19 protein-coding genes are annotated in these 23,717 nt (G+C 66.5%); 15 read left to right on the top strand and 4 right to left on the bottom strand.

Annotated features, from left to right (window positions below; all coding sequences use genetic code 11):
* Positions 1-6: 6 nt before the first annotated feature.
* The 4 genes from ATB98_RS15390 to ATB98_RS15375 all read left to right on the top strand — a co-directional run bounded on the left by ATB98_RS15390 (position 7) and on the right by ATB98_RS15375 (position 5,410).
* The gene (locus tag ATB98_RS15390) at positions 7-990 is read left to right on the top strand and encodes a bifunctional riboflavin kinase/FAD synthetase (protein ID WP_066875134.1); all 984 of its coding nucleotides are present in this window, start codon (positions 7-9) and stop codon (positions 988-990) included.
* A 268-nt stretch (positions 991-1,258) separates the two neighbouring features.
* The gene (gene ileS / locus ATB98_RS15385; protein ID WP_066875595.1) at positions 1,259-4,168 is read left to right on the top strand and encodes an isoleucine--tRNA ligase; all 2,910 of its coding nucleotides are present in this window, start codon (positions 1,259-1,261) and stop codon (positions 4,166-4,168) included.
* A 133-nt stretch (positions 4,169-4,301) separates the two neighbouring features.
* Positions 4,302-4,922 (top strand): hypothetical protein, encoded by a 621-nt coding sequence (locus ATB98_RS15380; RefSeq protein WP_066875131.1) that lies wholly within the window; start codon positions 4,302-4,304, stop codon positions 4,920-4,922.
* 8 nt (positions 4,923-4,930) lie between these two features.
* Positions 4,931-5,410 (top strand): GNAT family N-acetyltransferase, encoded by a 480-nt coding sequence (locus tag ATB98_RS15375; protein WP_066875594.1) that lies wholly within the window; start codon positions 4,931-4,933, stop codon positions 5,408-5,410.
* Between the two features lie 62 nt (positions 5,411-5,472).
* Here ATB98_RS15375 and ATB98_RS15370 read toward each other — a convergent pair whose 3' ends face one another.
* Entirely contained in the window at positions 5,473-5,922 is a 450-nt protein-coding gene (locus tag ATB98_RS15370; RefSeq protein WP_066875130.1) for a nucleoside deaminase, read from the bottom strand.
* A 72-nt stretch (positions 5,923-5,994) separates the two neighbouring features.
* On the opposite strand from ATB98_RS15370, the gene ATB98_RS15365 reads away from it, so the two are divergent.
* The 3 genes from ATB98_RS15365 (at position 5,995) to ATB98_RS15355 (ending at position 9,256) form a co-directional block, all read left to right on the top strand.
* A complete protein-coding gene (locus ATB98_RS15365; RefSeq protein WP_066875128.1) occupies positions 5,995-7,665 on the top strand; it encodes a pseudouridine synthase in 1,671 nt (556 codons plus the stop codon).
* Between the two features lie 6 nt (positions 7,666-7,671).
* Positions 7,672-8,232: a 16S rRNA (guanine(966)-N(2))-methyltransferase RsmD gene (gene rsmD, locus ATB98_RS15360; protein ID WP_066875126.1), complete on the top strand. Its 561-nt coding sequence runs from the start codon at positions 7,672-7,674 to the stop codon at positions 8,230-8,232.
* 133 nt (positions 8,233-8,365) lie between these two features.
* Positions 8,366-9,256, top strand: coding sequence for a patatin-like phospholipase family protein (locus ATB98_RS15355; protein WP_153435664.1), 891 nt, complete (start codon positions 8,366-8,368; stop codon positions 9,254-9,256).
* A gap of 185 nt (positions 9,257-9,441) precedes the next feature.
* Here the strand turns inward: ATB98_RS15355 and ATB98_RS15350 are convergent, their stop codons facing one another.
* Complete coding sequence (locus ATB98_RS15350; protein WP_066875124.1) at positions 9,442-11,301, bottom strand: monovalent cation:proton antiporter-2 (CPA2) family protein; 1,860 nt, start codon at positions 11,299-11,301, stop codon at positions 9,442-9,444.
* Between the two features lie 145 nt (positions 11,302-11,446).
* Between ATB98_RS15350 and ATB98_RS15345 the strand changes: the two genes are divergently transcribed.
* From ATB98_RS15345 to lpxK, 6 genes are all read left to right on the top strand, one after another.
* Positions 11,447-12,793, top strand: coding sequence for a TldD/PmbA family protein (locus ATB98_RS15345; protein ID WP_066875122.1), 1,347 nt, complete (start codon positions 11,447-11,449; stop codon positions 12,791-12,793).
* 66 nt (positions 12,794-12,859) lie between these two features.
* A complete protein-coding gene (locus ATB98_RS15340; protein ID WP_066875120.1) occupies positions 12,860-13,672 on the top strand; it encodes a 3'(2'),5'-bisphosphate nucleotidase CysQ in 813 nt (270 codons plus the stop codon).
* Positions 13,673-13,730: 58 nt separating this feature from the next.
* Entirely contained in the window at positions 13,731-13,967 is a 237-nt protein-coding gene (locus tag ATB98_RS15335) for a DUF4170 domain-containing protein (protein WP_066875119.1), read from the top strand.
* A 37-nt stretch (positions 13,968-14,004) separates the two neighbouring features.
* Entirely contained in the window at positions 14,005-15,327 is a 1,323-nt protein-coding gene (gene waaA, locus ATB98_RS15330) for a lipid IV(A) 3-deoxy-D-manno-octulosonic acid transferase (RefSeq protein ID WP_066875116.1), read from the top strand.
* 243 nt (positions 15,328-15,570) lie between these two features.
* Positions 15,571-16,281, top strand: a complete 711-nt coding sequence (locus ATB98_RS15325) for an HAD family hydrolase (protein WP_066875114.1) — start codon at positions 15,571-15,573, stop codon at positions 16,279-16,281.
* 128 nt (positions 16,282-16,409) lie between these two features.
* On the top strand, positions 16,410-17,450 hold the full coding sequence (lpxK, locus tag ATB98_RS15320) for a tetraacyldisaccharide 4'-kinase (protein WP_066875112.1): 1,041 nt from the start codon (positions 16,410-16,412) through the stop codon (positions 17,448-17,450).
* A gap of 185 nt (positions 17,451-17,635) precedes the next feature.
* Here lpxK and ATB98_RS15315 read toward each other — a convergent pair whose 3' ends face one another.
* Positions 17,636-17,869, bottom strand: a complete 234-nt coding sequence (locus ATB98_RS15315; RefSeq protein ID WP_066875110.1) for a DUF2093 domain-containing protein — start codon at positions 17,867-17,869, stop codon at positions 17,636-17,638.
* Between the two features lie 144 nt (positions 17,870-18,013).
* Positions 18,014-19,831 carry a DNA mismatch repair endonuclease MutL gene (gene mutL, locus ATB98_RS15310; protein WP_066875108.1) on the bottom strand — a complete coding sequence of 606 codons (1,818 nt, stop codon included), beginning with the start codon at positions 19,829-19,831 and terminating at the stop codon, positions 18,014-18,016.
* 398 nt (positions 19,832-20,229) lie between these two features.
* Here mutL and ATB98_RS15305 point away from each other — a divergent pair, with 398 nt between their 5' ends.
* Positions 20,230-21,972 (top strand): response regulator, encoded by a 1,743-nt coding sequence (locus tag ATB98_RS15305; protein WP_066875106.1) that lies wholly within the window; start codon positions 20,230-20,232, stop codon positions 21,970-21,972.
* 331 nt (positions 21,973-22,303) lie between these two features.
* Positions 22,304-23,650, top strand: a complete 1,347-nt coding sequence (locus ATB98_RS15300; protein WP_066875104.1) for a putative bifunctional diguanylate cyclase/phosphodiesterase — start codon at positions 22,304-22,306, stop codon at positions 23,648-23,650.
* Positions 23,651-23,717 lie beyond the last annotated feature (67 nt).

The raw sequence follows: 23,717 nt of genomic DNA, 5'->3' as shown, positions 1-23,717 counted from the left end.
ACGGACATGACGGTTTTTCATCGCAACGAAACCCGTGATCCGCTTCCGGAGCGCCTGCATGGCGGCGTGGTCGCCATCGGCAATTTCGACGGAGTCCATCGCGGCCACCAGTCGGTCCTGAACCGGGCGCTCGAGGTGGCGAGGGACCGCGGCGTTCCCGCGCTCGTGCTCACCTTCGAGCCGCATCCGCGCACCGTCTTCCGGCCCGACCAGCCGGTGTTCCGGCTGACGCCGGCGCCGCTCAAGGCCCGCATCCTCGAAGGCATGGGGTTCGGCGCCGTCATCGAATATCCCTTCGATCGGACTTTTTCGCAGCTCTCCGCCTCCGATTTCATTCACCGCATCCTGCGCGAATGGCTGCATGCCTCCCATGTCGTCACGGGTTTCGATTTCCATTTCGGCAAGGGCCGGGAAGGCGGGCCGGCCTTCCTGATGGCGGCCGGCGAACGGGAGGGTTTCGGCGTGACCCTCGTCGATGCGTTCCGCGACGAGAACGCCTCGGTGGTCTCCTCGAGCTTTATCCGCTCTTTGCTGGCAGAAGGCGACGTCTCCCACGCGGCGGGCCTGCTCGGCTACCGCTACACGGTCGAAGCGGAGGTGATCGGCGGCAAGAAGCTCGGCCGCACGCTCGGCTATCCGACCGCGAACATGCGCCTGCCGCCGGAGGCGGAGCTCAAGACCGGCATCTATGCCGTGCGGTTCCGCCGGGCGAACGGTTCGCTCCATGACGCCGTTGCCAGCTTCGGCCGTCGTCCGACCGTCGACAGCGATGGCGAGGCGCTGCTGGAGACGTTCGTGTTCGACGTTTCCGGCGACTTCTACGGCGAGGTCTGCGCCGTCTCCTTCTTCGGCCGGCTGCGCGACGAGCTCAAGTTCGACGGACTGGAGCCGTTGATGGTGCAGATGCGACAGGACGAGAAGGAAGCGCGTGCGCGCCTTGCAGGCGTTCAGCCCCTGAGCGAGATCGATCGCAGGCTCAATTTCGGCTGAGGGGGCGCCTTTCGCGCCAAAGATTTCGGCGGCGCGACCCTCGCGGACCTTTTCAAAAGGCCGAAAACGCCTTAAAGAACCGGCCACCATGACCCGGCACCGTCGATTGATCGTCGATCAGCGAATTATTGGCCCGGCCCTCCGCGCGCTCTAGGCTGCGCCGGAGGGTCCGGGATTTCGGCGTTTCAACGCCCCCATTCATCTGAGATTACCGAACCCTTCCGCCTGCGTGACGATACCCGCGCGGAAATGACGAATGCAAAAGACCATGACCGAGACCGCTGAAAAGATCGACTATTCCTCCACGCTCTATCTGCCGCAGACGGAGTTCCCGATGCGCGCCGGCCTGCCGCAGAAGGAGCCGGAAATCGTCGCCCGCTGGCAGAAGATGGAGCTTTACAAGAAGCTGCGCGCTTCCGCCGCCGGCCGCGAGAAGTTCGTGCTGCACGACGGCCCGCCCTACGCCAACGGCAACATCCACATCGGCCACGCGCTGAACAAGATCCTGAAGGACGTGATCAACCGCTCGTTCCAGATGCGCGGATACGACGCCAATTACGTCCCCGGCTGGGACTGCCACGGCCTGCCGATCGAATGGAAGATCGAGGAGAAGTACCGCGAGAAGGGCAGGAACAAGGACGACGTTCCGGTCAACGAGTTCCGCAGGGAATGCCGCGACTTCGCGAGCGGCTGGATCGGCGTTCAGACCGAGGAGTTCAAGAGGCTCGGCATCGAGGGTGATTTTGAAAATCCCTACACGACGATGAACTTCCATGCCGAAGCCCGCATCGCCGGCGAGTTGATGAAGATCGCGAAGTCGGGCCAGCTCTATCGCGGCTCGAAGCCGGTCATGTGGTCGGTCGTCGAGCGCACGGCGCTCGCCGAGGCCGAGGTCGAATATGCCGACGTCGAGAGCGACATGATCTGGGTGAAGTTCCCGATCACCGAAGGTCCGGATGCGCTTGCCGGTGCTTTTGTCGTCATCTGGACGACGACGCCCTGGACGATCCCCGGCAACCGCGCGATCGCCTATTCATCGCGTTACGCCTACGGCCTCTACGAGGTCGCGACGGCGGAGAACGACTACGGCCCGCAGCCGGGTGAAAGGCTGATCTTCGCCAAGCGTCTCGCGGAAGAATCGGCGGCCAAGGCGAAGGTCACCTTCAATTTCGTCCGCGACATCGAGGCCGGCGAACTGGCGGCGGTCATCTGCGCCCACCCGCTGCACGGGCTCGGCGGCGGCTATGCCTTCAAGGTGCCGCTCCTCGACGGCGAGCACGTCACCGACGATGCCGGCACCGGCTTCGTGCATACGGCGCCCGGTCATGGCCGCGAGGACTTCGAGGCCTGGATGGACGGTGCGCGGGCGTTGGAAGCGCGCGGCATCTCCTCGGCGATCCCCTTCACCGTCGACGATGCCGGCTATTTCACCGCCGACGCGCCCGGCTTCGGCCCGGATGCTGAAGGCGGCGCGGCGCGCGTCATCGACGACAAGGGCAAGAAGGGCGACGCCAACGACCGCGTCATCAAGGCGCTGATCGCCCGACACGCGCTGTTTGCCCGCGGCCGGCTGAAGCATTCCTACCCGCACTCCTGGCGGTCGAAGAAGCCGGTCATCTTCCGCAACACGCCGCAATGGTTCGTCTACATGGACAAGGACTTCGGCGACGGCACGACGCTGCGTTCGCGCGCCCTCGCGGCGATCGACGAGACCCGCTTCGTGCCCGGCGCCGGCCAGAACCGGCTGCGCGCCATGATCGAGCAGCGCCCGGACTGGGTGCTGTCGCGCCAGCGCGCCTGGGGCGTGCCGATCGCGATCTTCGCCGACGATGACGGCCAGATCCTCGTCGATGACGCGGTCAACGCCCGCATCCTCGAGGCCTTCGAGAAGGAGGGCGCCGACGCCTGGTTCGCGGAAGGCGCGAAGGAGCGCTTCCTCGGCAGCGAGCACGATCATGCCCGCTGGCACCAGGTCATGGACATTCTCGACGTCTGGTTCGATTCCGGCTCGACGCACACCTTCACGCTCGAAGACCGCGCGGACCTGAAATGGCCGGCGGACGTCTATCTCGAAGGCTCCGACCAGCACCGCGGCTGGTTCCATTCTTCGCTGCTCGAGAGCTGCGCGACGCACGGCCGCGCGCCCTACAAGTCCGTCGTCACCCATGGCTTCACCATGGATGAGAAGGGCGAGAAGATGTCGAAGTCGAAGGGCAACACCGTCACGCCGCAGGAAGTGATGAAGGATGCCGGCGCCGACATCCTGCGGCTCTGGGTGATGACCACCGATTACTGGGAAGACCAGCGCCTCGGCAAGACGATCATCCAGACCAATATCGACGCCTATCGCAAGCTCAGGAACACGATCCGCTGGATGCTCGGCACGCTCGCCCACGACAAGGGCGACGTGGTCGCGCTTGCCGACATGCCGGAACTCGAAAGGCTGATGCTGCATCGCCTCGCCGAGCTCGACCGGCTGGTGCGCGAAGGCTACGACGCCTTCGACTTCAAGCGGATCGCGCGCGCCCTCATCGATTTCTCGAATGTCGAGCTGTCGGCCTTCTATTTCGATATCCGCAAGGATGCGCTCTACTGCGATGCGCCCTCGTCGGTCCGGCGCCGCTCAGCGCTGCAGGTGATCCGCACGTTGTTCGACTGCCTGGTGAAATGGCTGGCGCCGATGCTGCCCTTCACCACCGAGGAGGCCTGGCTCTCCCGCAACCCGGACGCGGCCTCGGTGCATCTCGAACAGTTCCCGGCCGTGCCGGCGGAATGGCGCGACGATGCGCTTGCCGAGAAGTGGCGGAAGATCCGCGAAGTGCGCAAGGTGGTGACCGGCGCGCTCGAGATCGAGCGCAAGGACAAGCGCATCGGCTCCTCGCTCGAGGCGGCTCCGGTCGTCCATGTCGCCGATCCGGATCTGCGCCAGGCGCTGGACGGCCAGGACTTCGCGGAGATCTGCATCACCTCGGCGATCGAGATCGACGGCAACGAAGGGCCGGCCGGCGCCTTCACGCTGCCGGAGGTCGCCAAGGTCAGCGTCGTGCCGAAGGCGGCGGAAGGCCGCAAATGCGCCCGTTCCTGGCGAATCACCACCGATGTCGGTTCCGACCCGCTCTATCCGGACGTGTCCGCACGCGACGCGGCAGCGCTCAGGGAACTCGGTTTCAAGCCTTGACCGAACGTTTGCCGGATGAATTGCGCTGAGGCTCTTCATCCGGTAAAACCTGCCCGAAATTTGGCGGAATTCTCCGCCAAGGGGGCGCTGAGTGGCTGCGGCAGGCAAGGTGCGGCCGGCTGGAAGGAATCTCATGGGAATGACGCGAGAGTTGCGATTGGTCGCCGGCATGGCCGCAATCATGGCGGCCGGCCTTGTGCTTTCCGGCTGCATCGGCGGCCCGACCTACGGCACGGACAAGACGGCGGGCGAACAGTTGATGGACGACCTCGGCAGCGCCGTGAGCCTCGCTCCGCCTAAGAGGGACCCGGTCAAGTACCAGCCGCGCCCGTCGCTCGTATTGCCGCCGAAAGAGCAGCAGACCGCGCTGATCCAGCCGCAGCAGTCGCTCGCGAACCGCGAGACGAACCCCGCCTGGGTCGAGTCGCCCGAGGAGGTCCGGCAGCGCCTGCGCGAAGAGGCGGATGCCAACAAGGACAATCCCAACTACGTCTCGCCGCTCGCAAAGGCGAGCGCCAACGGCCGCCAGCTTTCGGCCAAGGAACAGCAGGAAGCCTACCGCGAGGCCCGCAAGATCGAGCAGGGCGCCTATTCCGACAAGCGCCGCTTCCTGAGCGACCCGCCTCTTGAATATCGTCGCCTGCCCGAGGGAGCCGAAACCGATCTCGGCGAACCGGAAAAGGACAAGGAGCGCCGCCGCAAGAAGGAGGCGCAGATCAAGAACTCCGGCACCAAGTGGTGGTGGCCGTTCTGAGCTATGCCATGACCCTCAGCATTCGCGATGCAGTCCCGGCCGATGCCGCGACGATCCTGCGCTTCATCACGGAACTCGCGACCTATGAGAAGGCCGCGCATGAGGTCGAGGCGACCGTCGAACGCCTGCATGCATCGCTCTTCGGTGCCGATGCCGTGGCGCGCGCGGTGATCTGCGAGGTCGACGGTGCGCCCGCCGGCTTCGCCATCTGGTTCTACAGCTATTCCACCTGGCAGGCGTGCAAGGGGCTCTATCTCGAGGACCTTTATGTTTCGCCGCAATATCGCGGTTCCGGTGCGGGCAAGGCGCTCCTGAAGCACCTGGCACGGATTGCCGTCGCCGAAGCCTGCGGCCGTTTCGAATGGAGCGTCCTCGATTGGAACGAGCCGGCGATCCGCGTCTACGAGGCGGTCGGGGCGGAGCCGATGTCGGAGTGGACGCGGTACCGGCTTGCCGGCGAGGCGCTGGAGACGTTCGCGGCGGACTGATCTTTCAGATCGCGGTGGTTTCAGGTGGGAGGGGTGCGTCCCGCTCTAACCACGGTCGTGCCTCAGCGCCGGGCGGCAAAAAACTCCCGAAGGATATCCGCAGCTTCGCGCTCGGCGAGGCCGGAATAGACGTCCGGCGCATGGTGGCAGGTGGGCGAACCGTAGAATCTGACTCCGTTCTCGACGGCGCCGCCCTTCGGGTCCTCCGCGCCATAATAGAGGCGTCGGATGCGGGCGAAGGAGATGGCGGCGGCGCACATGGTGCAGGGCTCCAGCGTCACGTAAAGGTCGGCGCCCGTCAGCCGCTCGTCGCCGATCGTGGCCGCGGCCTCGCGGATCGCCTCGATCTCGGCATGAGCGGTGATGTCGTTGCGTTCGCGGGTACGGTTTCCGGCGGCGGCGACGACCTTGCCGTCGAGCACGACGACGGCGCCGATCGGCACCTCGCCGCGTGCCGCCGCCTTCCGGGCCTCCTCGAGGGCCGCATCCATGAACTGCGCCACTTCCGCCATGACTCGATCAATATTTCTCTTAACCGACGGCCTTCGACCTGATAGGACAGCCGCAAAAGGCAGGCAACACAAATGACATCGAAAGACAAGCCCACGAAGCCCGGCGGCAAGGCCAAGGGCCGCGACAGGAAACCCCATGCAAGTGCCGGCAAGGGCGCGGCACCGGCGTTTGCGGACCGGTCCGCGGCGCCTGCCGCCGGCGCGGACGAGCCGCAGCGCATCTCGAAGATCCTGTCGCGCGCAGGAGTGGCGTCGCGCCGCGACGTCGAGCGGATGATCATGGAAGGGCGGGTCAGGCTCAACGGCGTAGTGCTCGACACGCCCGTCGTCAATGCGACGCTTGCCGACAGGATCGAGGTCGACGGCCATCCGATCCGCGGCATCGAGCGCACCCGCCTCTGGCTCTATCACAAGCCGGCCGGCCTGGTGACGACCAATGCCGACCCGGAAGGCCGCCCGACGGTCTTCGACAGCCTTCCCGACGACCTTCCGCGCGTGCTGTCGGTCGGCCGGCTCGATATCAACACCGAAGGCCTGCTGCTCCTGACGAATGACGGCGGCCTTGCCCGCGTGCTCGAACTGCCGTCGACCGGATGGCTGCGGCGCTATCGCGTTCGCGCGCATGGCGAGATCGACCAGGCCGACCTCGACCGGCTGAAGGAGGGCATTGCCGTCGACGGCGTCCTCTACGGCGCGATCGAGGCGACCCTCGATCGGGTCCAGGGCTCGAATGTCTGGATCACCATGGGCCTGCGCGAAGGCAAGAACCGCGAGATCAAGAACGTGCTCGGCGCACTCGGCCTCGACGTGAACCGGCTGATCCGCATTTCCTATGGCCCGTTCCAGCTCGGCGACCTGCCGGAGGGGCACGTTCAGGAAATCCGCGGCCGTACACTCCGCGACCAGCTCGGCCCCCGCTTGATCGCCGACGCCAAGGCGAATTTCGATGCGCCGATCTACAACGACCAGCCCGTAGCGGCCGAAGCGATGACCGAGGCGGCGCATGCGCCCGATCAGGCAAAGCCGGAACGCGGCGGGCGGCGGGAGAAGCCCGAGGACAAGCGTGCGCGCGCCCTTTCCCGCCTCGATACGCGCCGTGACGATGGCCACGGCCATGAGCGGGCCGGGCGTGGCCGCGCCAAGTCGGAGGAGCGTCCGAGCCGAGCTCCGGTGCGGCGCAGCCGTGCCTCGAACGTCTGGATGGCGCCGGGCGCGCGTCCCGTCGTCGAAAAGAAGCCGAAGGCGGCCGAGGACGATCTTTCGCCGAAGGCCGCCCGCCGCGCACCGGCGGAAACCAAGCGCAGTGGCCGCAGCAAGGATGGCGCCGCGAAGGCGGCGGGCTCCGCCGACGCCGAACGCAAGGGCAGGCCGGGCAAATCCTCCGGCAACACGGAGGCACGCGGCCGCGGCTTCGAAAGGCGCCGCCCGCTTGAAAATGCGGAGCGGAAATCGCGCGACCACGGCGACAATCCGCCTCGCCGCGGCGAACGCGCCGCGCGTGCCGACAGTCGCGCCGAAACGGCCCGACCCCCGCGTGGCGAGGGCAAGGCCCGGCCGGGCGGCGAGGGCAAGGCGCGGCCGGGCGGCGAGAAGGCCCGCGCCAAGCCCGCGGGCGGCAAGCCGGCCGGAGCAAAGTCCTCCGCTCCCCGCTCTTCGGCTCCGCGCGGTAAGCCCGGCGGCGGCAAACCCGGCAGCGGCAAGCCCGTCGGTCGGAACGGCGGCAAGCCGCGCAAGGGGAAGTAAGCGGCCGTGCGTATCGTCGGTGGAGAATTCCGCGGCCGTGCGCTGGCGACGCCCAAGTCCAACGACATCCGCCCGACCACGGACCGGACGCGCGAAAGCCTGTTCAACATCCTGAGCCACAGCTATCCCGAGGCGCTGGACGGCACGCGTTTTCTCGACCTTTTCGCCGGTACGGGCGCCGTCGGCCTCGAGGCCCTGTCGCGCGGCTGCCGGCAGGCGCTGTTCGTTGAACAGGGAGTGGAGGGGCGCGGGCTGCTCCGGGTGAATATCGAGGCCCTCGGCCTCCAGGGCCGCGCCAGGATTTTTCGCCGCGACGCGACCGACCTCGGGCCGATCGGCACGATGGAGCCGTTTCATCTGCTTTTCGCCGATCCGCCCTATGGGAGGGGCCTCGGCGAAGGCGCGCTGGAAGCGGCGGTGCGAGGAGGGTGGCTCGTGCCCGGTGCGCTGGCGATACTGGAGGAGCGAGCCGACGTGCGGCCGCAATTGTCCGCTGCGTTCGAGCCGCTCGACACCCGCGCCTTCGGCGACACGAAAATGCATTTCTACCGCTTCCCTGGCCCCTGAGGCGCGTTGAGATGGCTGCGATGCCGTCTCGATTATGGCCGGGGTCGCTGCAGCAGCCTGAATTCCTGCCTGTCTGTCCTTGAAACGGCAACGATCGAAGGACACATCCAGGCGGTGGCGAACGGAACGGAGCATGTCGGTGGAGCGAAGCCTGTCCTCACGACCCGATCTGCGGAGGGCGAAGGGCGAGCCGGCGATTGCGCTCGCCCTCGGCGGCGGCGGCGCGCGCGGCATTGCCCATATCCCTGTCATCGAGGCTTTCGACGAGATGGGCATCCGGCCGGTGGCCATCGCCGGCTCGTCGATCGGTGCGCTCATGGGCGCGGGCATGGCCGCCGGCATGACGGGCGATGAGATCCGCCATCATGTCCTCTCGACGGTCGGACATCGCGGCGAAGTGCTCAACCGCCTGTGGCGAATGAGGCCGACCAGCCTCGCGGAGGCCATGGCGAGCGGCTTCCGTTTCGGCCAGTTCAATATCGAGCGGGTGCTGAAGGCATTCATGCCGGAGGCGGTGCCGGTACGCTTCTCCGACCTCATCATTCCGCTCAAGGTCATCGTCACCGATTATTACGGCCAGACGGAGCGCGTCTGCGAACACGGCGACCTCTATAGGGCGCTTGCCGCCTCCTGCGCCCTGCCGGCGTTCTTCACGCCGGTGAAGATCGACGGCCGCGTGATGATCGACGGCGGCATCTACAACCCGGTTCCCTTCGATCATCTGCGCGAGCTCGCCGATATCGTCGTCGCCGTCGACGTCGTCGGCGGCCCGGACGGCGACGGACGTACGATCCCCAACCGCATCGACAGTCTCTTCGGCGCAAGCCAGCTGATGATGCAGTCGATCATCTCCATGAAGATGAAGGCCGGAGCGCCGGATATCCTGTTGCGTCCGGACGTCGGCCGCTACCGCGTCCTCGATTTCCTCCGCGCCCAGGAACTGCTCGCCGCCACCGAGGGCGCCAAGGGAGAGATGAAGCGTGCGCTCGCCGCGCGCATCGATCAGTGGAAGGAGGGAGCCTGACTTGGAGCGCTGAGGTGAGCGGTCTCCCCCAAGCCGCCCCTCATCCGGCCTGCCGGCCGCCTTCTCCCCGCAAGCGGGCGCCCAAGTTCCCTCTCCCCGTCAAAACGGGGAGAGGGTTAGGGTGAGGGGCAAGCCCGCGCAGTGGGGCAAGCCGCGGTGCCAGCACACGCCTCTTCCGCCCGCTCTCACTCCGCCTTTTCCAGCGTCTCGTCGCCGCGCGACTGATCGTCGGCGGGAAGCCTCGGCAGGATTCGCTCCTCGGTCTCGGCGGTGTGGTTCACGTCCCGTTTCGGCTTGACCAGCGGCTCAGGCCGGACCGGCCTTGAATGCAGCATGTCGCGGCCGGCCGTGATGCCCTCGGCCTCCTGCAGCACCAGCCGCGCCTCGTCGCGGCGGCGGATGTCGTCCATGATGGCGATCGCCGCGTCGCCGTTGACGCCCAGCGCCTCGAGCGTCTTGCGGCCGAACAGCAGTCCCGACTCGAACGTCTCGCGCAACTCGTAGTCGACGCCGCTGGCGCGCAGCTCGAGCGTGTGCAGGCGATCGTAGGAGCGCGCGAAGATGCGGGCATTCGGATATTCCGCCTGGACGAGGGCGATGATCTTGTCGGTCGTTTCCTTCTTCTGCGTGCAGACGGCGACGATCTTCGCCCGTTCGATGCCGGCGGCCCTCAAGACGTCGAGCCGGGTGCCGTCGCCGAAATAGATGCGGAAGCCGAAGGTCGCGGCCTGGCGCACGCGCGCGGCGGAGTGATCGATGATCGTCACGTCGCGGCCGCCGGCAAGCAGGATCTGCGAGGCGATCTGGGCAAAACGGGAAAAGCCGATCATCAGCACGTCGGCACCCGCCCCTTCGAAATCCTCCTCGATTTCCTCTGCCATCTCGTCCTGCTCGTGCATCAGCCGCTTCGACAGCATCGCTGCGACCGGCGTCAGCGCCATGGAGAGCGTGACGATGGCGACGAGCAGCGAGGCGGTTCCCTGCGAGAACACCCCGGCCGCAGCCGCCGCGGTGAAGAGCACGAAACCGAACTCGCCGCCCTGGGGCAGAAGCAGGCCGATGCGAAGGGCGTCGTTGTGGCGGGAGCCGGTCGCCCGGCAGAGGCCGTAGAGCACGACGCTCTTGACGAGCATCAGCACCGGTACCGCGACGATGATCTCGAGAAGGTGCTCCGCCACGACCTCGAGCTCCAAAGACAGGCCGACGGCCATGAAGAAGAGCGCCTGAAGAATGCCGCGGAACGGCTCGATGTCGGCTTCGAGCTCGTGGCGATAGGAGGATTCGGCCAGCAACACGCCGGCGAGGAAGGCGCCCATTGCCATCGACAGGCCCGCAAGCTGCATCATCGTTGCCGCCCCCATGACGACGAGCAATGCTGCCGCGATCATGACGTCGCGGGCGCCGGTGCGCGCGATCACCTGGAAGAGCGGATTGAGCAGATAGCGGCCGGCCGCAAAAAGCGCGGCAATGGCCGCGACCGCGATGGCGAAATCCTCGACCGGCGTGGTCGCGTCTTCCGGCGCCTGCGCCGCCATCAACGGGATGAGCGCGAGCAGGGGAACGATCGCCAGGTCCTGCAGGAGGAGGATGGAGAAGGCGCGCTGGCCGTAGCGCGTGTTGGTGTCGTTGTTCTCGTCCAGGATCTGCATGGCAAAGGCCGTGGAAGAAAGCGCAAGGCCGAAGCCGGCGACGACGCTGGCCGCGCCTTCGAGAAGGCCGCTGAAGGTGAACAGGAACGACAGGAGGAGGCCGGTGAAGACCACCTGTGCCGTGCCCAGCCCGAAGATGTCGCGCCGCATCTGCCACAGCCGCGACGGCTTCAGCTCCAGCCCGATGATGAACAGGAGGAAGACGACGCCAAGCTCCGACACATGCAGGATTTCCTCGCCTTCGGTGATCCGCTGGGCGACGGGCCCGATCAATATGCCGGCTGCGAGATAGCCGAGGATCGTGCCGAGCCCGAGGCGCTTGAACAGCGGTGCGGCAACCACCGCGCCGCCGAGCAGCATGAGCGCCTGCGAATAAAATATCGTTGTCGTTTCCATGCTCGGCGCTTTCACGAACGGCAGAAGGCCCCAAAATGGACCGCTCGGCCGGATATCATTTAGATGGTGGGACGGGAATCATCTCGATGCCCTTGATGCATGTTTCAGTGCACAATAAATGGGGCAGGAAAGAAAGGCCAAATTCATGTCTGAGATGATCGATTCCGCCGTCCTGGAAAAACGTGCCGCCGAGCTCGTCGACCGCGCGCGTGCGGCCGGTGCGGATGCCGCGGACGCGGTCGTCGTGCGCGGGCGCTCCCGTTCCGTTTCGGTCCGCCTCGGCAAGGTCGAGGCGACGGAGGCCTCCGAAAGCGACGAGTTCTCGCTGAGAGTCTTCGTCGGCCGCCGCGTCGCCAGCGTTTCCGCCAATCCCGGTTTCGATCTGAAGACCCTTGCGGAGCGGGCGGTGGCAATGGCCAAGGCTTCGCCAGAGGACCCCTATGCGTCGCTCGCCGATCCGGAGCGGCTGGCAAAGTCCTATCCCGACCTCGACCTCTTCGACGCCAGCGATGTATCGACCGAGGCGCTGACGGAGGCGGCACTTGCCGCCGAAGCGGCGGCGCTTTCGGTCTCGGGCGTCACCAATTCGAGCGGTGCCGGCGCCTCGGCCGGCATGGGCGGACTGGTGCTCGTCACGTCGCACGGCTTTTCCGGCTCCTATATGGCGACCCGCTTCGGCCGCTCGGTAAGTGCGATCGCCGGCAAAGGCACGAAGATGGAGCGGGACTATGATTACGACAGCCGGCTCTATTTCGGCGATCTTCGGACCGCCGAGGACATCGGCCGCGTCGCCGGCGAGCGGGCGGTGGCACGTCTCGATCCGCGCCAGGTCCCGACGGCGAAGAACGTGACCGTCGTCTTCGACCCGCGCATGGGGCGCGGTTTCGTGGGGCATCTCGCCGGTGCGATCAACGGCGCTTCCGTCGCGCGCAAGACGAGCTTCCTGCGCGACATGATGGGCAAGCAGATCATGAAGGCGGGCATTGCCGTCACCGACGATCCGCTGATCGTTCGCGGCGCCTCCTCGCGCCCCTTCGACGGCGAGGGCGTCACCGGCGAGAGGCTGTCGATGGTTGAGGATGGCGTGCTCAGGCACTGGTTCCTGTCCACCTCCGCGGCTAGCGAACTCGGGCTCGAAACCAACGGCCGCGGCGTCCGCGGCGGACCGACGGTCAACCCGGGCTCGACCAATCTCGCGCTCGAGCCGGGCTCGATCTCGCGCGACGACCTCATCCGCGGCGTCGGTACCGGCTTCTACGTCACCGAGCTCATCGGCCAGGGCGTCAACATGGTCACCGGCGAGTACAGCCGGGGTGCCTCCGGCTTCTGGATCGAGAACGGTGAGATCACTTTCCCGGTGTCGGAAGTTACCATCGCCTCCAATCTCAAGCAGATGTTCATGGCCTTGACGCCGGCTGACGACATCGACAGGAAATTCGGTATCGCCGCGCCGACCTTTGCCATCGAGGGCATGACGCTCGCCGGAACATGAATGCGGGCGGCGCGTTCCGCCAGGAGTTGAAGGCGCGGACCGATCCCCCCGCGCGTAAGGATTCGAATGTCAGAAACAGCCTTTTCGATCGTGCCGGCCTGGGACGAGGATCTGGAGCTCATCCTCGCCGCCGCGGTCACGGCTGGTGACGCGGCGCTCGGATATTTCCGCAAGACGATGGACGTTCGCTGGAAGAACGAGGGGCGCTCCCCGGTGAGCGAGGCCGACCTCGTCGCCAACGACATTCTCAAGGGCCGGCTGCTTGCCGCGCGTCCCGACTATGGCTGGCTTTCCGAGGAGACGGATGATGACGAAAGCCGTCTTACCCGGGAGACCGTCTTCGTCGTCGATCCGATCGACGGCACGCGTGCCTTCATCGCCGGCAAGGACCTTTGGTGCGTGAGCGTCGCCGTCGTGCATCGGGGGCAGCCGGTGGCGGGGGTGCTCTACGCACCGGCGCTGAGCGAGGTCTTCCAGGCAACCGTCGACGGCGAGGCGCGCAAGAACGGCGCGGCGATCGCTGTGCGCGATGCCGGCGACGTGCTCAAGGTGGCGGTGGCCGAGGATCTGCTCGGCAAGCTCGACCGACCCTATCGCGACAGGGTGTTGCGCATCCCGCACGTGCCGTCGCTCGCCTACCGGCTGGCGATGATCGCGGATGGCCGCATCGACGGCACGGTCGTGAAGAGGAACGCCCACGACTGGGACCTCGCCGCCGCCGACCTCATTCTTTCGCGCGCGGGCGGGGCGCTCCGCAGCCTCGACGGGCAGCCGCTGTCCTACAATCGCCCGATTGTTCACCACGGCTTCCTGGGGGCGGCTTCGGGAACGGCGCTGTCGGCGCTCCTTGCCGCCTCGCGGCCGCTCGAGGCCCATTGACCTTTAGGGCCGAATGCCGCAAATCAACGCCCATACCAAAAAAACAGATGGAATTCCGATGGCTCACGACTCCGCGAATAAACAACGGCTGCATCTCGTCTTCGGCGGCGAGTTGACGACGCTCACCGACGTGCAGTTTCGCGACCTCAACGATCTCGACATCGTCGGCATCTTCCCCGATTACGAATCCGCCCACGTCGCCTGGAAGGCGAAGGCGCAGATGACCGTCGACAATGCCCATATGCGCTATTTCATCGTCCACATGCATCGCCTGCTCGACCCGGAAAACCAGTGATGCCGATGGCGTCGGACGGAGCTGAGGGCAACCGTTCATGAGCAGCCTGCGCGCCCGGCTGGCGCTCTCCGGCTATCGTTGGCTCGGCACCGCGATCTATCCCTTCGTCTGGTCCTATCTGGCGCTGCGCGCCGCCAAGGGCAAGGAGGACCCGGCGCGCCGTCGCGAGCGCTACGGCTATGCCGGCGCGCCGCGCCCGCCTGGGCCTCTCGTCTGGTTCCACGCCGCCAGCGTCGGCGAGACGAGTGCCGTCACGCCGCTGATCAAGGAGATCCGCCGCCGCGGCATTGCCGTGGTGCTGACCACCGGCACGACGACTTCGGCCAGGGTCGCGGCGGAGCGGCTGGGCCAGACCGTCGTGCACCAATATGTGCCGCTCGATTTCAAGCCGGCGGTGAGCCGCTTCCTCGAATATTGGCAGCCGGACCTGGCGATCATCGCCGAGTCCGAGATCTGGCCGATGACGATCGTCGAGCTTGGCCGGCGCCACATTCCGCAGGTTCTCGTCAACGGCCGCCTCTCGGACCGGACCTTCGCCCGCTGGAAGAAGCGGCCGTCGCTCGCCGATGCGCTTTTCGAGAACCTCGCCCTCGTCATCGCCCAGTCGGAGGTGGATGCGGATCGTTTCCGCACGCTCGGCGCGCTTCCCGTGATGGTCTCCGGCAATCTCAAGGTCGACACCGATGCGCCGCCGCACGACCCGCAGGCGCTGCGCGAATATCGCCAGCAGATCGGGACGCGCAAGACCTGGGCCGCAATCTCCACCTTCGAGGGCGAGGAGAACGCCGCCGGGATCGTGCACAAGGCGCTGAAGGACCGCAACGGGCTGTTGACGATCATCGTGCCGCGCCATCCGGAGCGTTGCGATGCGATAGAGGCCGCCCTCGTGTCGGAGGGGCTCAAGGTCGCGCGCCGCACCCGCGGCGAGCCGCTGACGCCCGACGTCGATGTCTTCCTCGGCGATACGATCGGCGAAATGGGCCTCTATCTCAAGCTGACCGAGGTCGCCTTCGTCGGCCGCTCGCTCTTCGCCGAGGGCGGCCAGAACCCGCTGGAGCCGGCGATGCTCGGTTGCGCGGTGCTTTCCGGGGCCAATGTCCAGAACTTCCGCGAGAGCTACCAGATGCTCGCCAAGAACGGCAGCGCAAAGATCGTTCGCGACACGGAGATGCTCGCCAAGGGAGTGAATTACCTGCTCGCCAACGACGACATGCGTCGCTCGATGATCGACGCCGGGCTCGAAACCGTGCAACAGATGCGCGGAGCGCTGACCGCGACGCTGAGGGGGCTGGAGCCTTACATCAACCCGCTGGTCGTCAAGGCGCGGCTGGAGCCGCGCGCGGATGGCAGAGCGGGCTGAGGAAAAGTGTTTGCGGTTTTCCGCCCGCATCCCGCGGATAACCACAAGAGCGGGATGAGGAAAAGTGCTTGCGGTTTTCCGCCCGCATCCCGCGGCCAATCATAAGAGCGGGATGAGGAAAAGTGCTTGCGGTTTTCCGCCCGCATCCCGCGGCTAACCACAAGAGCGGGATGAGGAAAAGTGTTTGCGGTTTTCCGCCCGCATCCCGCGGATGACCAGTAGAACCAGACTTCGGATCGGACCATGAGAGCGGGCAACACCATCACCGGCATATTGTTCGACAAGGACGGCACTCTTCTCGACTATGTGAAGAGCTGGGTGCCGGTGAACTACGAACTGGCCCGCATTGCCGCCAGGGGCGACGACGACCTGGCAAGGGTGCTTCTCCGCGCCGGCGGCATGGACCCGGACACGGGCTTCGTCGCCCCCGACAGCCTGCTTGCCGCCGGCAACACGGTGGAGATCGCAGCCGGCATGGTCGCCGCCGGTGCACCCTTCACGGTGGAAGAACTGACGACGCTGTTCGACGGCCTCTTCGCGCACTCCGCCGACTATGCCGTGCCGGTGACCGATCTCGGCGCCTTCTTTGCCGGGCTCCACGCGAAGGGTTACCGCCTCGGTGTCGCCTCGAGCGACAACGAGCGCTCGATCCGGGAAACGGCGAAACGCTTCGGTTTTGAAAACTATCTGCACTACGTCGCCGGCTACGACAGCGGCTATGGCGTCAAGCCGGAGCCCGGCATGGTGCTCGGCTTCTGCGCGGCGACGGGGCTCGAACCGCGGCAGGTGGCGGTGGTCGGAGACAACAATCACGACATGCATATGGGCCGCAGCGCCGGCGTCGGCATGACGGTCGCGGTTCTCACCGGGACCGGATCGCGCGCATCGCTTGCCGAGGCTTCCGATCATTGCCTCGCCGACATCACCGAACTGGAAGCGGTGCTCACCGCCTGACCGGCTTGCCTTTTTCTCGGTTCTGACGTTCTTTGTCGGCGATCACCCCGTCGCCGGGCGCCCCGTGCGGCGGAGAGTTTGGGGTTTCGCCTTTCTGGCCGGGACGGGCAGGAGCATTGCGGGGAGAGATGGTTTCGGAAGCGCCTCCATTCTGGTGGACCAAGGCCGACTGGCGCGCCTATGTCCTTTGGCCGTTTTCCTGGGCATATGGCCGCGTCGCCGGCATCCGCATGGACCGGGCGCGGCGTGCCGCGGCACCGGTACCACTCATCTGCGTCGGCAACTTCACCGTCGGCGGTGCCGGAAAGACACCGACGGCCATCGCGCTTGCGCGCGCCGCCCGGGCGAGGGGGCTGAAGCCGGGCTTCCTCAGCCGCGGCTACGGCGGTTCTCTGGATGTCACGACCGTCGTCGACCCCGACCACCATCGTGCCCGCGACGTCGGCGACGAGCCGCTGCTGCTCGCCCGCGAGGCGCTGACAGTCGTCTGCCGCCGCCGGGTCGACGGCGCCCGCAAGCTCGGCGCGCTCGGCGTCGACCTCATCATCATGGATGACGGCTTCCAGAGCGCCCGACTGGTTTTCGACTTCGCCCTCATCGTGATCGATTCCGGCCGCGGCATCGGTAACGGCCATCTTGTGCCGGCCGGCCCGGTGCGGGCGCCGATCGGCGATCAGCTTCGCCATGCGACGGCGCTCCTGAAGATCGGCCACGGATCCGCCGCCGACGCTTTGATCCGCCGCGCCGCCCGGGCCGGCAAGCCCGTCTACGTGGCCGACACCGTGCGCACCGATGACGGCGCGCTTGCCGGGACCAAGGTTCTCGCCTGGGCCGGCATTGCCGATCCAGAGAAGTTCTACCGGACGGTGCGCGAGACCGGGGCGATCATCGAAGAGACCCGGAGCTTCCCCGACCACCACCATTTCTCCGAGGACGAAATCGCCGACCTCATCGATCGCGCCGAAAGCAAGGGTTATACGCTGGTGACCACGGCGAAGGACATTGTGCGCCTCGAGCCCGGTCACGGGCGTGCAGGGGAACTGGCCGAGAAAAGCCGGGTGATCGAGATCGACATCCGCTTCGACGATCCCCAAGCGCCGGGAAAGGTCATCGACGCCGCGCTCGCCGCCGCCCGCGCCCGCCGGCTGCGCGCGCCAAAGGGCGGCTGAGGGTGTGCCGCCAGGAGGAACTGCGGCAGTTTAAAATCAAGCGCGTGCTGCCAAATTGCCCCTCACCCTAACCCTCTCCCCGCACGCGGGGAGAGGGGACGAAGGCGTTGCCGCGAGTCCCTTCGCCCCGCGTGCGGGGAGAAGGTGCCGGCAGGCGGATGAGGGGCGATTTGAGGTCCGTCAGGCTAACGCCGCTGGTTCGGCAAGGCGCCGGCGCGCTTCTCGGCTTCGAGCGACGCGGCGGCGTCCACATAGGGCTCCTGGCGCACGACGCTCCAGTAGCGCAGCTCGTCGACCGGGATGGCCTTGCCGGTCACGGCACAGATGACGTGCGACCCCGCAAGCACCACCTGAAAATCGCCGTCGAGATAGCGGATCTTCGCCTCGCGGGAGGAGCTTCCTTCAAAACGGTTCATCATGCCTGCACGTGCCTTGTCACCTACTGCAGCAATTCAAGATGCTACAGCGACCTTTGCGCGTCCGATAAGACGCGCGGCGCTGTAGTCGATGTCCTGATTATCCCGACGCCTTGCAAAAAACCAGCGGATTTCGTCGGGGGCGCCTCAGCTTCGGCCGAAAAGCCGCTCGATGTCGGCGAGCTTGAGCTCGATATAGGTCGGCCGGCCGTGATTGCACTGACCCGAGCCGGGGGTCGCCTCCATCTGGCGCAGCAGCGCGTTCATCTCTTCCGTTCGCATGCGGCGGCCGGAACGCACCGAACCATGGCAGGCCATCGTCGCGGCAAGGTATTCGAGCCGTCCCGCCAGGCCATTGGCCGTGTCCCATTCCGCAAGCTCGTCGGCAAGCTGGCGGATCAGTCCGGCTGCATCCATTTCGCCGAGCATCGCCGGTGTCTCGCGGACAGCGATCGCCCCGGGCCCGAAGCGCTCGATCGCAAGCCCGAGCCGCATGAGCTCCTCCGCATGCGCCATCAGCCGGTCGCAGTCGTCCTCCGGCAGGTCGACGATCTCCGGGATGAGCAGCGCCTGCGCCGGTATCGGCCGCGAATGCAGCGCCGTCCGCATCGCTTCGAAGACGAGGCGCTCATGCGCGGCGTGCTGGTCGACGATGACGAGCCCATCCTCGGTCTGGGCAACGATGTAGTTTTCATGCACTTGCGCCCGGGCGGCGCCGAGCGGGAACGATGGAGCGGGTTTTCCGTCAGGCTCGGTCGATTCGAAAGCGGGCATGGCGGCGCGCGCGGAAGGCCGCGCGAAGTCTGCGAATGCAGCCTGCGGCGTCTCGGCAAAGCCGCGGCCGGGCTCGTCGAACCGGATCGGTCGATAGGGCGAAGCGGCGGCCGTCCAGGCCTCCGGCGGTCTTTGCGGCTCCGACCGGTAGGCCTCCGGCCGGAACGCGCGCATCATCGCCTCGGCGCCGGTCGTGGCTGCCCGATCGCCGCCGCGCGTCAATGCCTCGCGGATCGCCCCGATGATCAGGCCGCGGATGAGGCCCGGGTCGCGGAAACGCACGTCCGATTTCGCCGGATGGACATTGACGTCGACGAGGGCGGGATCGAGCCCGATCGACAGCACCGCTACCGGGTAGCGGCCCTGCGGAATGGTCTCGGCATAGGCGGCGCGGATCGCCGAAAGGATGAGCTTGTCCTGGACCGGCCGGCCGTTGACGAAGGCATATTGCTGCAGCGAGTTGCCGCGATTGAAGGTCGGCACGCCGGCAAAACCGGTCAGCCGCGCGCCCTCGCGTTCGGCGTCGACCTCGATGGCGTTGTCGCGGAAGTCCTTGCCCAGCACCTGCGCCATTCGCGCAAGCCGGTCCTCACCGGCCGCGGGAAATTCGAGCGTCGAGCGGTCGGACCCGGAAAGCACGAAACGCACTCTTGGAAAGGCGATCGCCATGCGACGCACCACTTCCGAGATCGCCGCAGCCTCTGCCTTCTCCGATTTCATGAACTTGAGGCGTGCCGGGGTCGCGAAGAAGAGGTCGCGCACCTCCACCACGGTGCCGACATTGGCGGCCGACGGGCGGACGGGTTCGCTTCTGCCGCCCGTGACCAAAATCGCCGCCCCCTCGCTCGCGCCCGCGGTCCTGGTGGTGATCGACAAGCGTGCGACCGACCCGATCGAAGGCAGAGCCTCGCCGCGAAAACCTAGCGTGCGAATGTCGATGAGGCTGTCGCTGATCTTCGACGTGCAGTGGCGGCGGATCGCCAGCTCCAGGTCGGCGGGGGACATGCCGCTGCCGTTGTCGGTAACCCTGAGCAGCGCCTTGCCGCCGCCCGCGGTCGCGATCTCGATCCGGGTCGCGCCCGCATCGAGCGCATTCTCGATCAATTCCTTCGCGGCACTGGCGGGCCGTTCGATGACCTCGCCGGCGGCGATCTGGTTGATGAGCGTTTCGGAGAGCTGCTTGATGACCATGGCCTATCTTCCCGGATTCGGCGAGGGAGGAAAAGGCCTCGCATGTCTTCTTCTTCGAGGAGGTGGCGCGCGATCGGCCCCGGCGCCCGGAAAACGGCGCACGGGCTTAATCCGGATTTAACGTTCTGCTGCGATTTTCCACAACAACCTGAATGATCACGGGTTTTGTCTTTGGAGCCATGCGGCGTTGCTGGACGCCGCCCACCCCGCGCCCCAAGAGTTGCCGTCAACGGCCGGCCAGCATGTCCCGAAATGAAACCGCTACCGCACGGTTCCGTGGATCGCGATCGATCCGGGGCCATGACCATGACCGTGCGGCAGTTCGAAATGTTGCCACGACCACTCGGCGTCTCGAAGGACGCTGAGTGGTAGCGGCAACGGGGAGCGAGGACAGCGCAATGACGGGTGCGGCGCCGGCCGACGCAGACATCAGCAGGGCCATTCTGGAGGCGAGCAGCGATGCGCTCGGCCTCGCCCTGCTCGTGTGCGGCCGCGACGACACGATCATCTACGCCAGCGCCTCGATCCAGCAGTTCTTCCCCGTACCTGCGCGCATGCTGGTGCCGGGCACGCGGCTGCGCGATTTCTTGGGCGCCGTCTACGATACGGGCGTGCGCCCCGGAACCGTGCCCGAGGCGAGCCGGCGCCGTGCGAACCGGGACGACTGGATCGCCGAACACATGGCGCTTCATTGGCGCGAGCGCTACGAGAATATCGAGCGGGCCGGCCGGACGCGCTGGCTGTCGCTACGCAAGCGGCGGCTGTCGAGCGGCATCGGCATCCTTGCCGTCTCAGACGTCTCCGAGCAGAAGAAGCGCGACGAAAAGCTCCAGACCGATCTCGAGCGCGTCGAGCTGACGGAGGCGATCCTCGATGCCCAGCCCAATCCGATCTGCGTCAAGGACCGCAACCTGAACTACATCGCCGTCAACAAGGCGTTCTGCACCATTCACGACCTCACGGCGGATGCCATCCTAGGGCGCTCCGCCTGGGACCTCGTCGATGCGGAGCTTGCGGAGCGATTCGAACAGTCGGATCGCCAGGTGCTGGAAACCGGCCGGTCGCATGCGGAGGCCGAGCACATCGTTCGTTCGGACGGCAGCGACCTGTGGGTCGTGACGCGCAAGTATCGTGTCGGAATGCCCGGCCGTCATTTCGTGGTCACCTGCATGAGCGACGTGACGGACATCGCTGTCTGGTATCACGGCACCGAGGAGACCGGTGCCGCTGCCGGCCTGCAGATCCGCGACTACGACATCTTCACCCCCGCCCAGAATTTCTACGATCCCTTCAGGGCCTTGAACGTGCAGCAGCTCGTCGAGGCCGGGTCGATGATCGAGACGCTGCCGGCGCGAGGACTGCGCGTGCTCCTGGCAACGGCCGATCGGCAGATGGAGGAGCATTTCGTGGCGCGCCTGCGCGGCTCCGGCCTCGACGCCTGTGCCGTCCGCAACGCGGAGGAACTCGACGCCTTCGCGCGTGCCGCCGAGCGCCGCGGCTTGAAGCTCGACATTCTCCTCGTCGACGCGTCGCTTGCGCAAACGGGGGGCATTGCCTCATGGCAGGCCTGCCCGGTGCTGCCGGTTGCCCGCGACATGGACGCGACCGCGCTGCTGACCGAGATCTTCCGCATCTGTGCCGACCGCCGCCCGGAACAGGCGCCGCTGCCGCAGCCCGACTGGGGAATTTCCTTCGACGACGATGGCGCAGCTGCAGACAATGCGCCGGCCGTGGAGGTGCTGGTGGCGGAGGACAACCAGATCAACCAGTTCGTCTTCGCGCAGATCCTGGAGGGCCTTGATGTCTCCCATCGGATCGCCGCCGACGGGAGAGAAGCGGTGGAACTCTGGCACGAGCTTCAGCCCGGCCTCGTGCTGATGGACGTATCCATGCCGATCATGAACGGCTTCGAAGCGGCCGCGGCCATTCGCGAGGCGGAGAAGCGCACCGGGCGCCGGGTTCCGATCGTGGCGGTCACCGCCCAGGCCCTCGACATCGATCTCCAGCAATGCCGGGCATCGGGGATGGACGACCATATCATGAAACCGGTCAGCCCGGACATGATCGAGGCGGTGCTGCGGAAATACCTGCCCGCCCGCCATATGCGCGATGCGCGGCTCCTGAATTCTGCCAGTTCGTGAGCTCCGGGAATGCGGACGGTAAATCTCGCAGTGCCGCGATATGGAATTGTTAACCGTCGACCGTCATCGTTTACGGCAGGGTTGCTTCCATCGGCGCCGCCCCAAGACCGTGTAGTTTCAGAGGACCGCAGTGAACTTGTGCGCCCCACCAGGGTGGACAGCCCGAAAGTTCGATTGCTGCAAAGTGTAGAGCATTCGAGAAAATGAGCCCGTCGCGTCCCGCTGCCGACCCGCCTTCATCCCGCTCGCCGGGCATCGGTTCCGACCGGGGCGTGTTGCGGTGCGGTCGACCTGCCGCGCGTGGCTCGCTCCTCGGCGGGAGCGCGTGGCGATGACATGGCATGGGATCTCAGATCGCCGCCAGAAGCCGGACCGGCCGCATGCCGTGTCGCTCGTCGACCCGCTGACCGGACTCGGCAATGCGCGCCAATTGCGCCAGAGCTTTTATGCGCTGGCGGACGAACGGGCAAGCGATCCCGCCCCTTTCACCATCGGTCTTGCCAATCTCGATGGCTTCAAGCCGATCAACGATCTGTTCGGGCCGGAGGCGGGCGATCAGATTCTGTCCCAGGTGGCCCACCGGCTGACGGCTTGCGTTCCCGAAGGTGCAACGGTGACGCGGACGGTGGACGACGAATTCGCCATCGTCCTGCCGCTCGTCTTCGAGCGGAAGGGCGCCGAGAAGCTCGGCCAGATGCTGAAGGAGGTGCTCTCCGCCCCCTTCGCCCTCGGCGACCGCAGCGTCCGCCTGTCCGCATCCTTCGGCTTCGCGGTCTTTCCCTTCGCCGGCGACACGTTCGAGGACCTTTTGAAGAGCGCCGATACGGCGCTCTACCGCTCCAAACGCCGCGGCCGCGGCCAGATCACCGTCTATTCGCACGAGATCGCCCAGGAGATGAAGCGCGCGACGCAGCTCGAGCAGGCGCTGCGCAATGCGATCATCGCCGATGAGGTCGATGTACATTTCCAGCCGATCGTCGACCTTCGCAGCGACGCCGTGGTCGGCTTCGAAGCGCTCGCCCGATGGTGCGACGCGGATCTGGGCTATGTCTCGCCCTCCGTCTTCGTGCCGCTCGCCGAAGAGCGCGGCTTCATCGACGCCCTTGCCGAGGTGCTTCTGCGCAAGGCCGCCCAGGCAGCCCTGTCGTGGCCGAAGGAACTTTTCCTGTCCTTCAACCTGTCCTCCGCGCAATTGATGGACCCGGCGACGAGTACCCGGCTGCTGGCGATCGTCGGCCAGGTCGGCCTCGATCCTCGCCGCCTCGAACTCGAGATCACCGAAACCGCCGTGATGGCCGACGCCGACGTCGCCCAGCGGATCGTCTCGGAACTGCGGGCCGCGGGCGTGCGCGTGTCGCTCGACGATTTCGGAACGGGCCAGTCGAGCCTCGGGCGGTTGAGGGATTTTTCCTTCGACAAGGTGAAGATCGACCGCGCCTTCGTTTCTCGGATTTCGGCCGACCGGGCCTCCGAGCATATCGTCAAGGCCATCGTTTCGATGTGCGAGGGGCTGGAACTCGAGGTCGTCGCCGAAGGTATCGAGCATTCCTCCGAGGCGCTGAAGCTGAAAGCGCTCGGCTGCGGCATGGGGCAGGGCTATTTCTACGGCAAACCCGCCGACGCCGTCGCGACCATGCGCTATCTCTCGCAACGCTACCGCGACGTCGCGGCGCGCTGACCCATCCAACGAATGAGGCCTGCCAAACCCCTTCTCCCCGTCGAGACGGGAAGAGGGGCCGGCAGGC

This window comes from Sinorhizobium saheli (genome assembly GCF_001651875.1).
Classification (GTDB): domain Bacteria; phylum Pseudomonadota; class Alphaproteobacteria; order Rhizobiales; family Rhizobiaceae; genus Sinorhizobium; species Sinorhizobium saheli.
Note: the sequence above shows the minus strand (reverse complement) of the source record. Positions and strands in the feature narration are given on the sequence as shown.

Excerpts from the sequence above, each read along its gene's own strand:
- ATB98_RS15300 (WP_066875104.1), top strand. The coding sequence starts at position 22,304 with ATGACATGGCATGGGATCTCAGATCGCCGCCAGAAGCCGGACCGGCCG.
- ATB98_RS15390 (WP_066875134.1), top strand. The coding sequence starts at position 7 with ATGACGGTTTTTCATCGCAACGAAACCCGTGATCCGCTTCCGGAGCGC.
- ATB98_RS15325 (WP_066875114.1), top strand. The coding sequence starts at position 15,571 with ATGAGAGCGGGCAACACCATCACCGGCATATTGTTCGACAAGGACGGC.
- ATB98_RS15370 (WP_066875130.1), bottom strand. The coding sequence starts at position 5,922 with ATGGCGGAAGTGGCGCAGTTCATGGATGCGGCCCTCGAGGAGGCCCGG.
- ATB98_RS15380 (WP_066875131.1), top strand. The coding sequence starts at position 4,302 with ATGGGAATGACGCGAGAGTTGCGATTGGTCGCCGGCATGGCCGCAATC.
- ATB98_RS15335 (WP_066875119.1), top strand. The coding sequence starts at position 13,731 with ATGGCTCACGACTCCGCGAATAAACAACGGCTGCATCTCGTCTTCGGC.
- mutL (WP_066875108.1), bottom strand. The coding sequence starts at position 19,831 with ATGGTCATCAAGCAGCTCTCCGAAACGCTCATCAACCAGATCGCCGCC.
- ATB98_RS15305 (WP_066875106.1), top strand. The coding sequence starts at position 20,230 with ATGACGGGTGCGGCGCCGGCCGACGCAGACATCAGCAGGGCCATTCTG.
- ATB98_RS15375 (WP_066875594.1), top strand. The coding sequence starts at position 4,931 with ATGACCCTCAGCATTCGCGATGCAGTCCCGGCCGATGCCGCGACGATC.
- ATB98_RS15350 (WP_066875124.1), bottom strand. The coding sequence starts at position 11,301 with ATGGAAACGACAACGATATTTTATTCGCAGGCGCTCATGCTGCTCGGC.
- lpxK (WP_066875112.1), top strand. The coding sequence starts at position 16,410 with ATGGTTTCGGAAGCGCCTCCATTCTGGTGGACCAAGGCCGACTGGCGC.
- ATB98_RS15365 (WP_066875128.1), top strand. The coding sequence starts at position 5,995 with ATGACATCGAAAGACAAGCCCACGAAGCCCGGCGGCAAGGCCAAGGGC.
- ATB98_RS15345 (WP_066875122.1), top strand. The coding sequence starts at position 11,447 with ATGTCTGAGATGATCGATTCCGCCGTCCTGGAAAAACGTGCCGCCGAG.
- ileS (WP_066875595.1), top strand. The coding sequence starts at position 1,259 with ATGACCGAGACCGCTGAAAAGATCGACTATTCCTCCACGCTCTATCTG.
- ATB98_RS15340 (WP_066875120.1), top strand. The coding sequence starts at position 12,860 with ATGTCAGAAACAGCCTTTTCGATCGTGCCGGCCTGGGACGAGGATCTG.
- ATB98_RS15315 (WP_066875110.1), bottom strand. The coding sequence starts at position 17,869 with ATGATGAACCGTTTTGAAGGAAGCTCCTCCCGCGAGGCGAAGATCCGC.
- ATB98_RS15355 (WP_153435664.1), top strand. The coding sequence starts at position 8,366 with ATGTCGGTGGAGCGAAGCCTGTCCTCACGACCCGATCTGCGGAGGGCG.
- waaA (WP_066875116.1), top strand. The coding sequence starts at position 14,005 with ATGAGCAGCCTGCGCGCCCGGCTGGCGCTCTCCGGCTATCGTTGGCTC.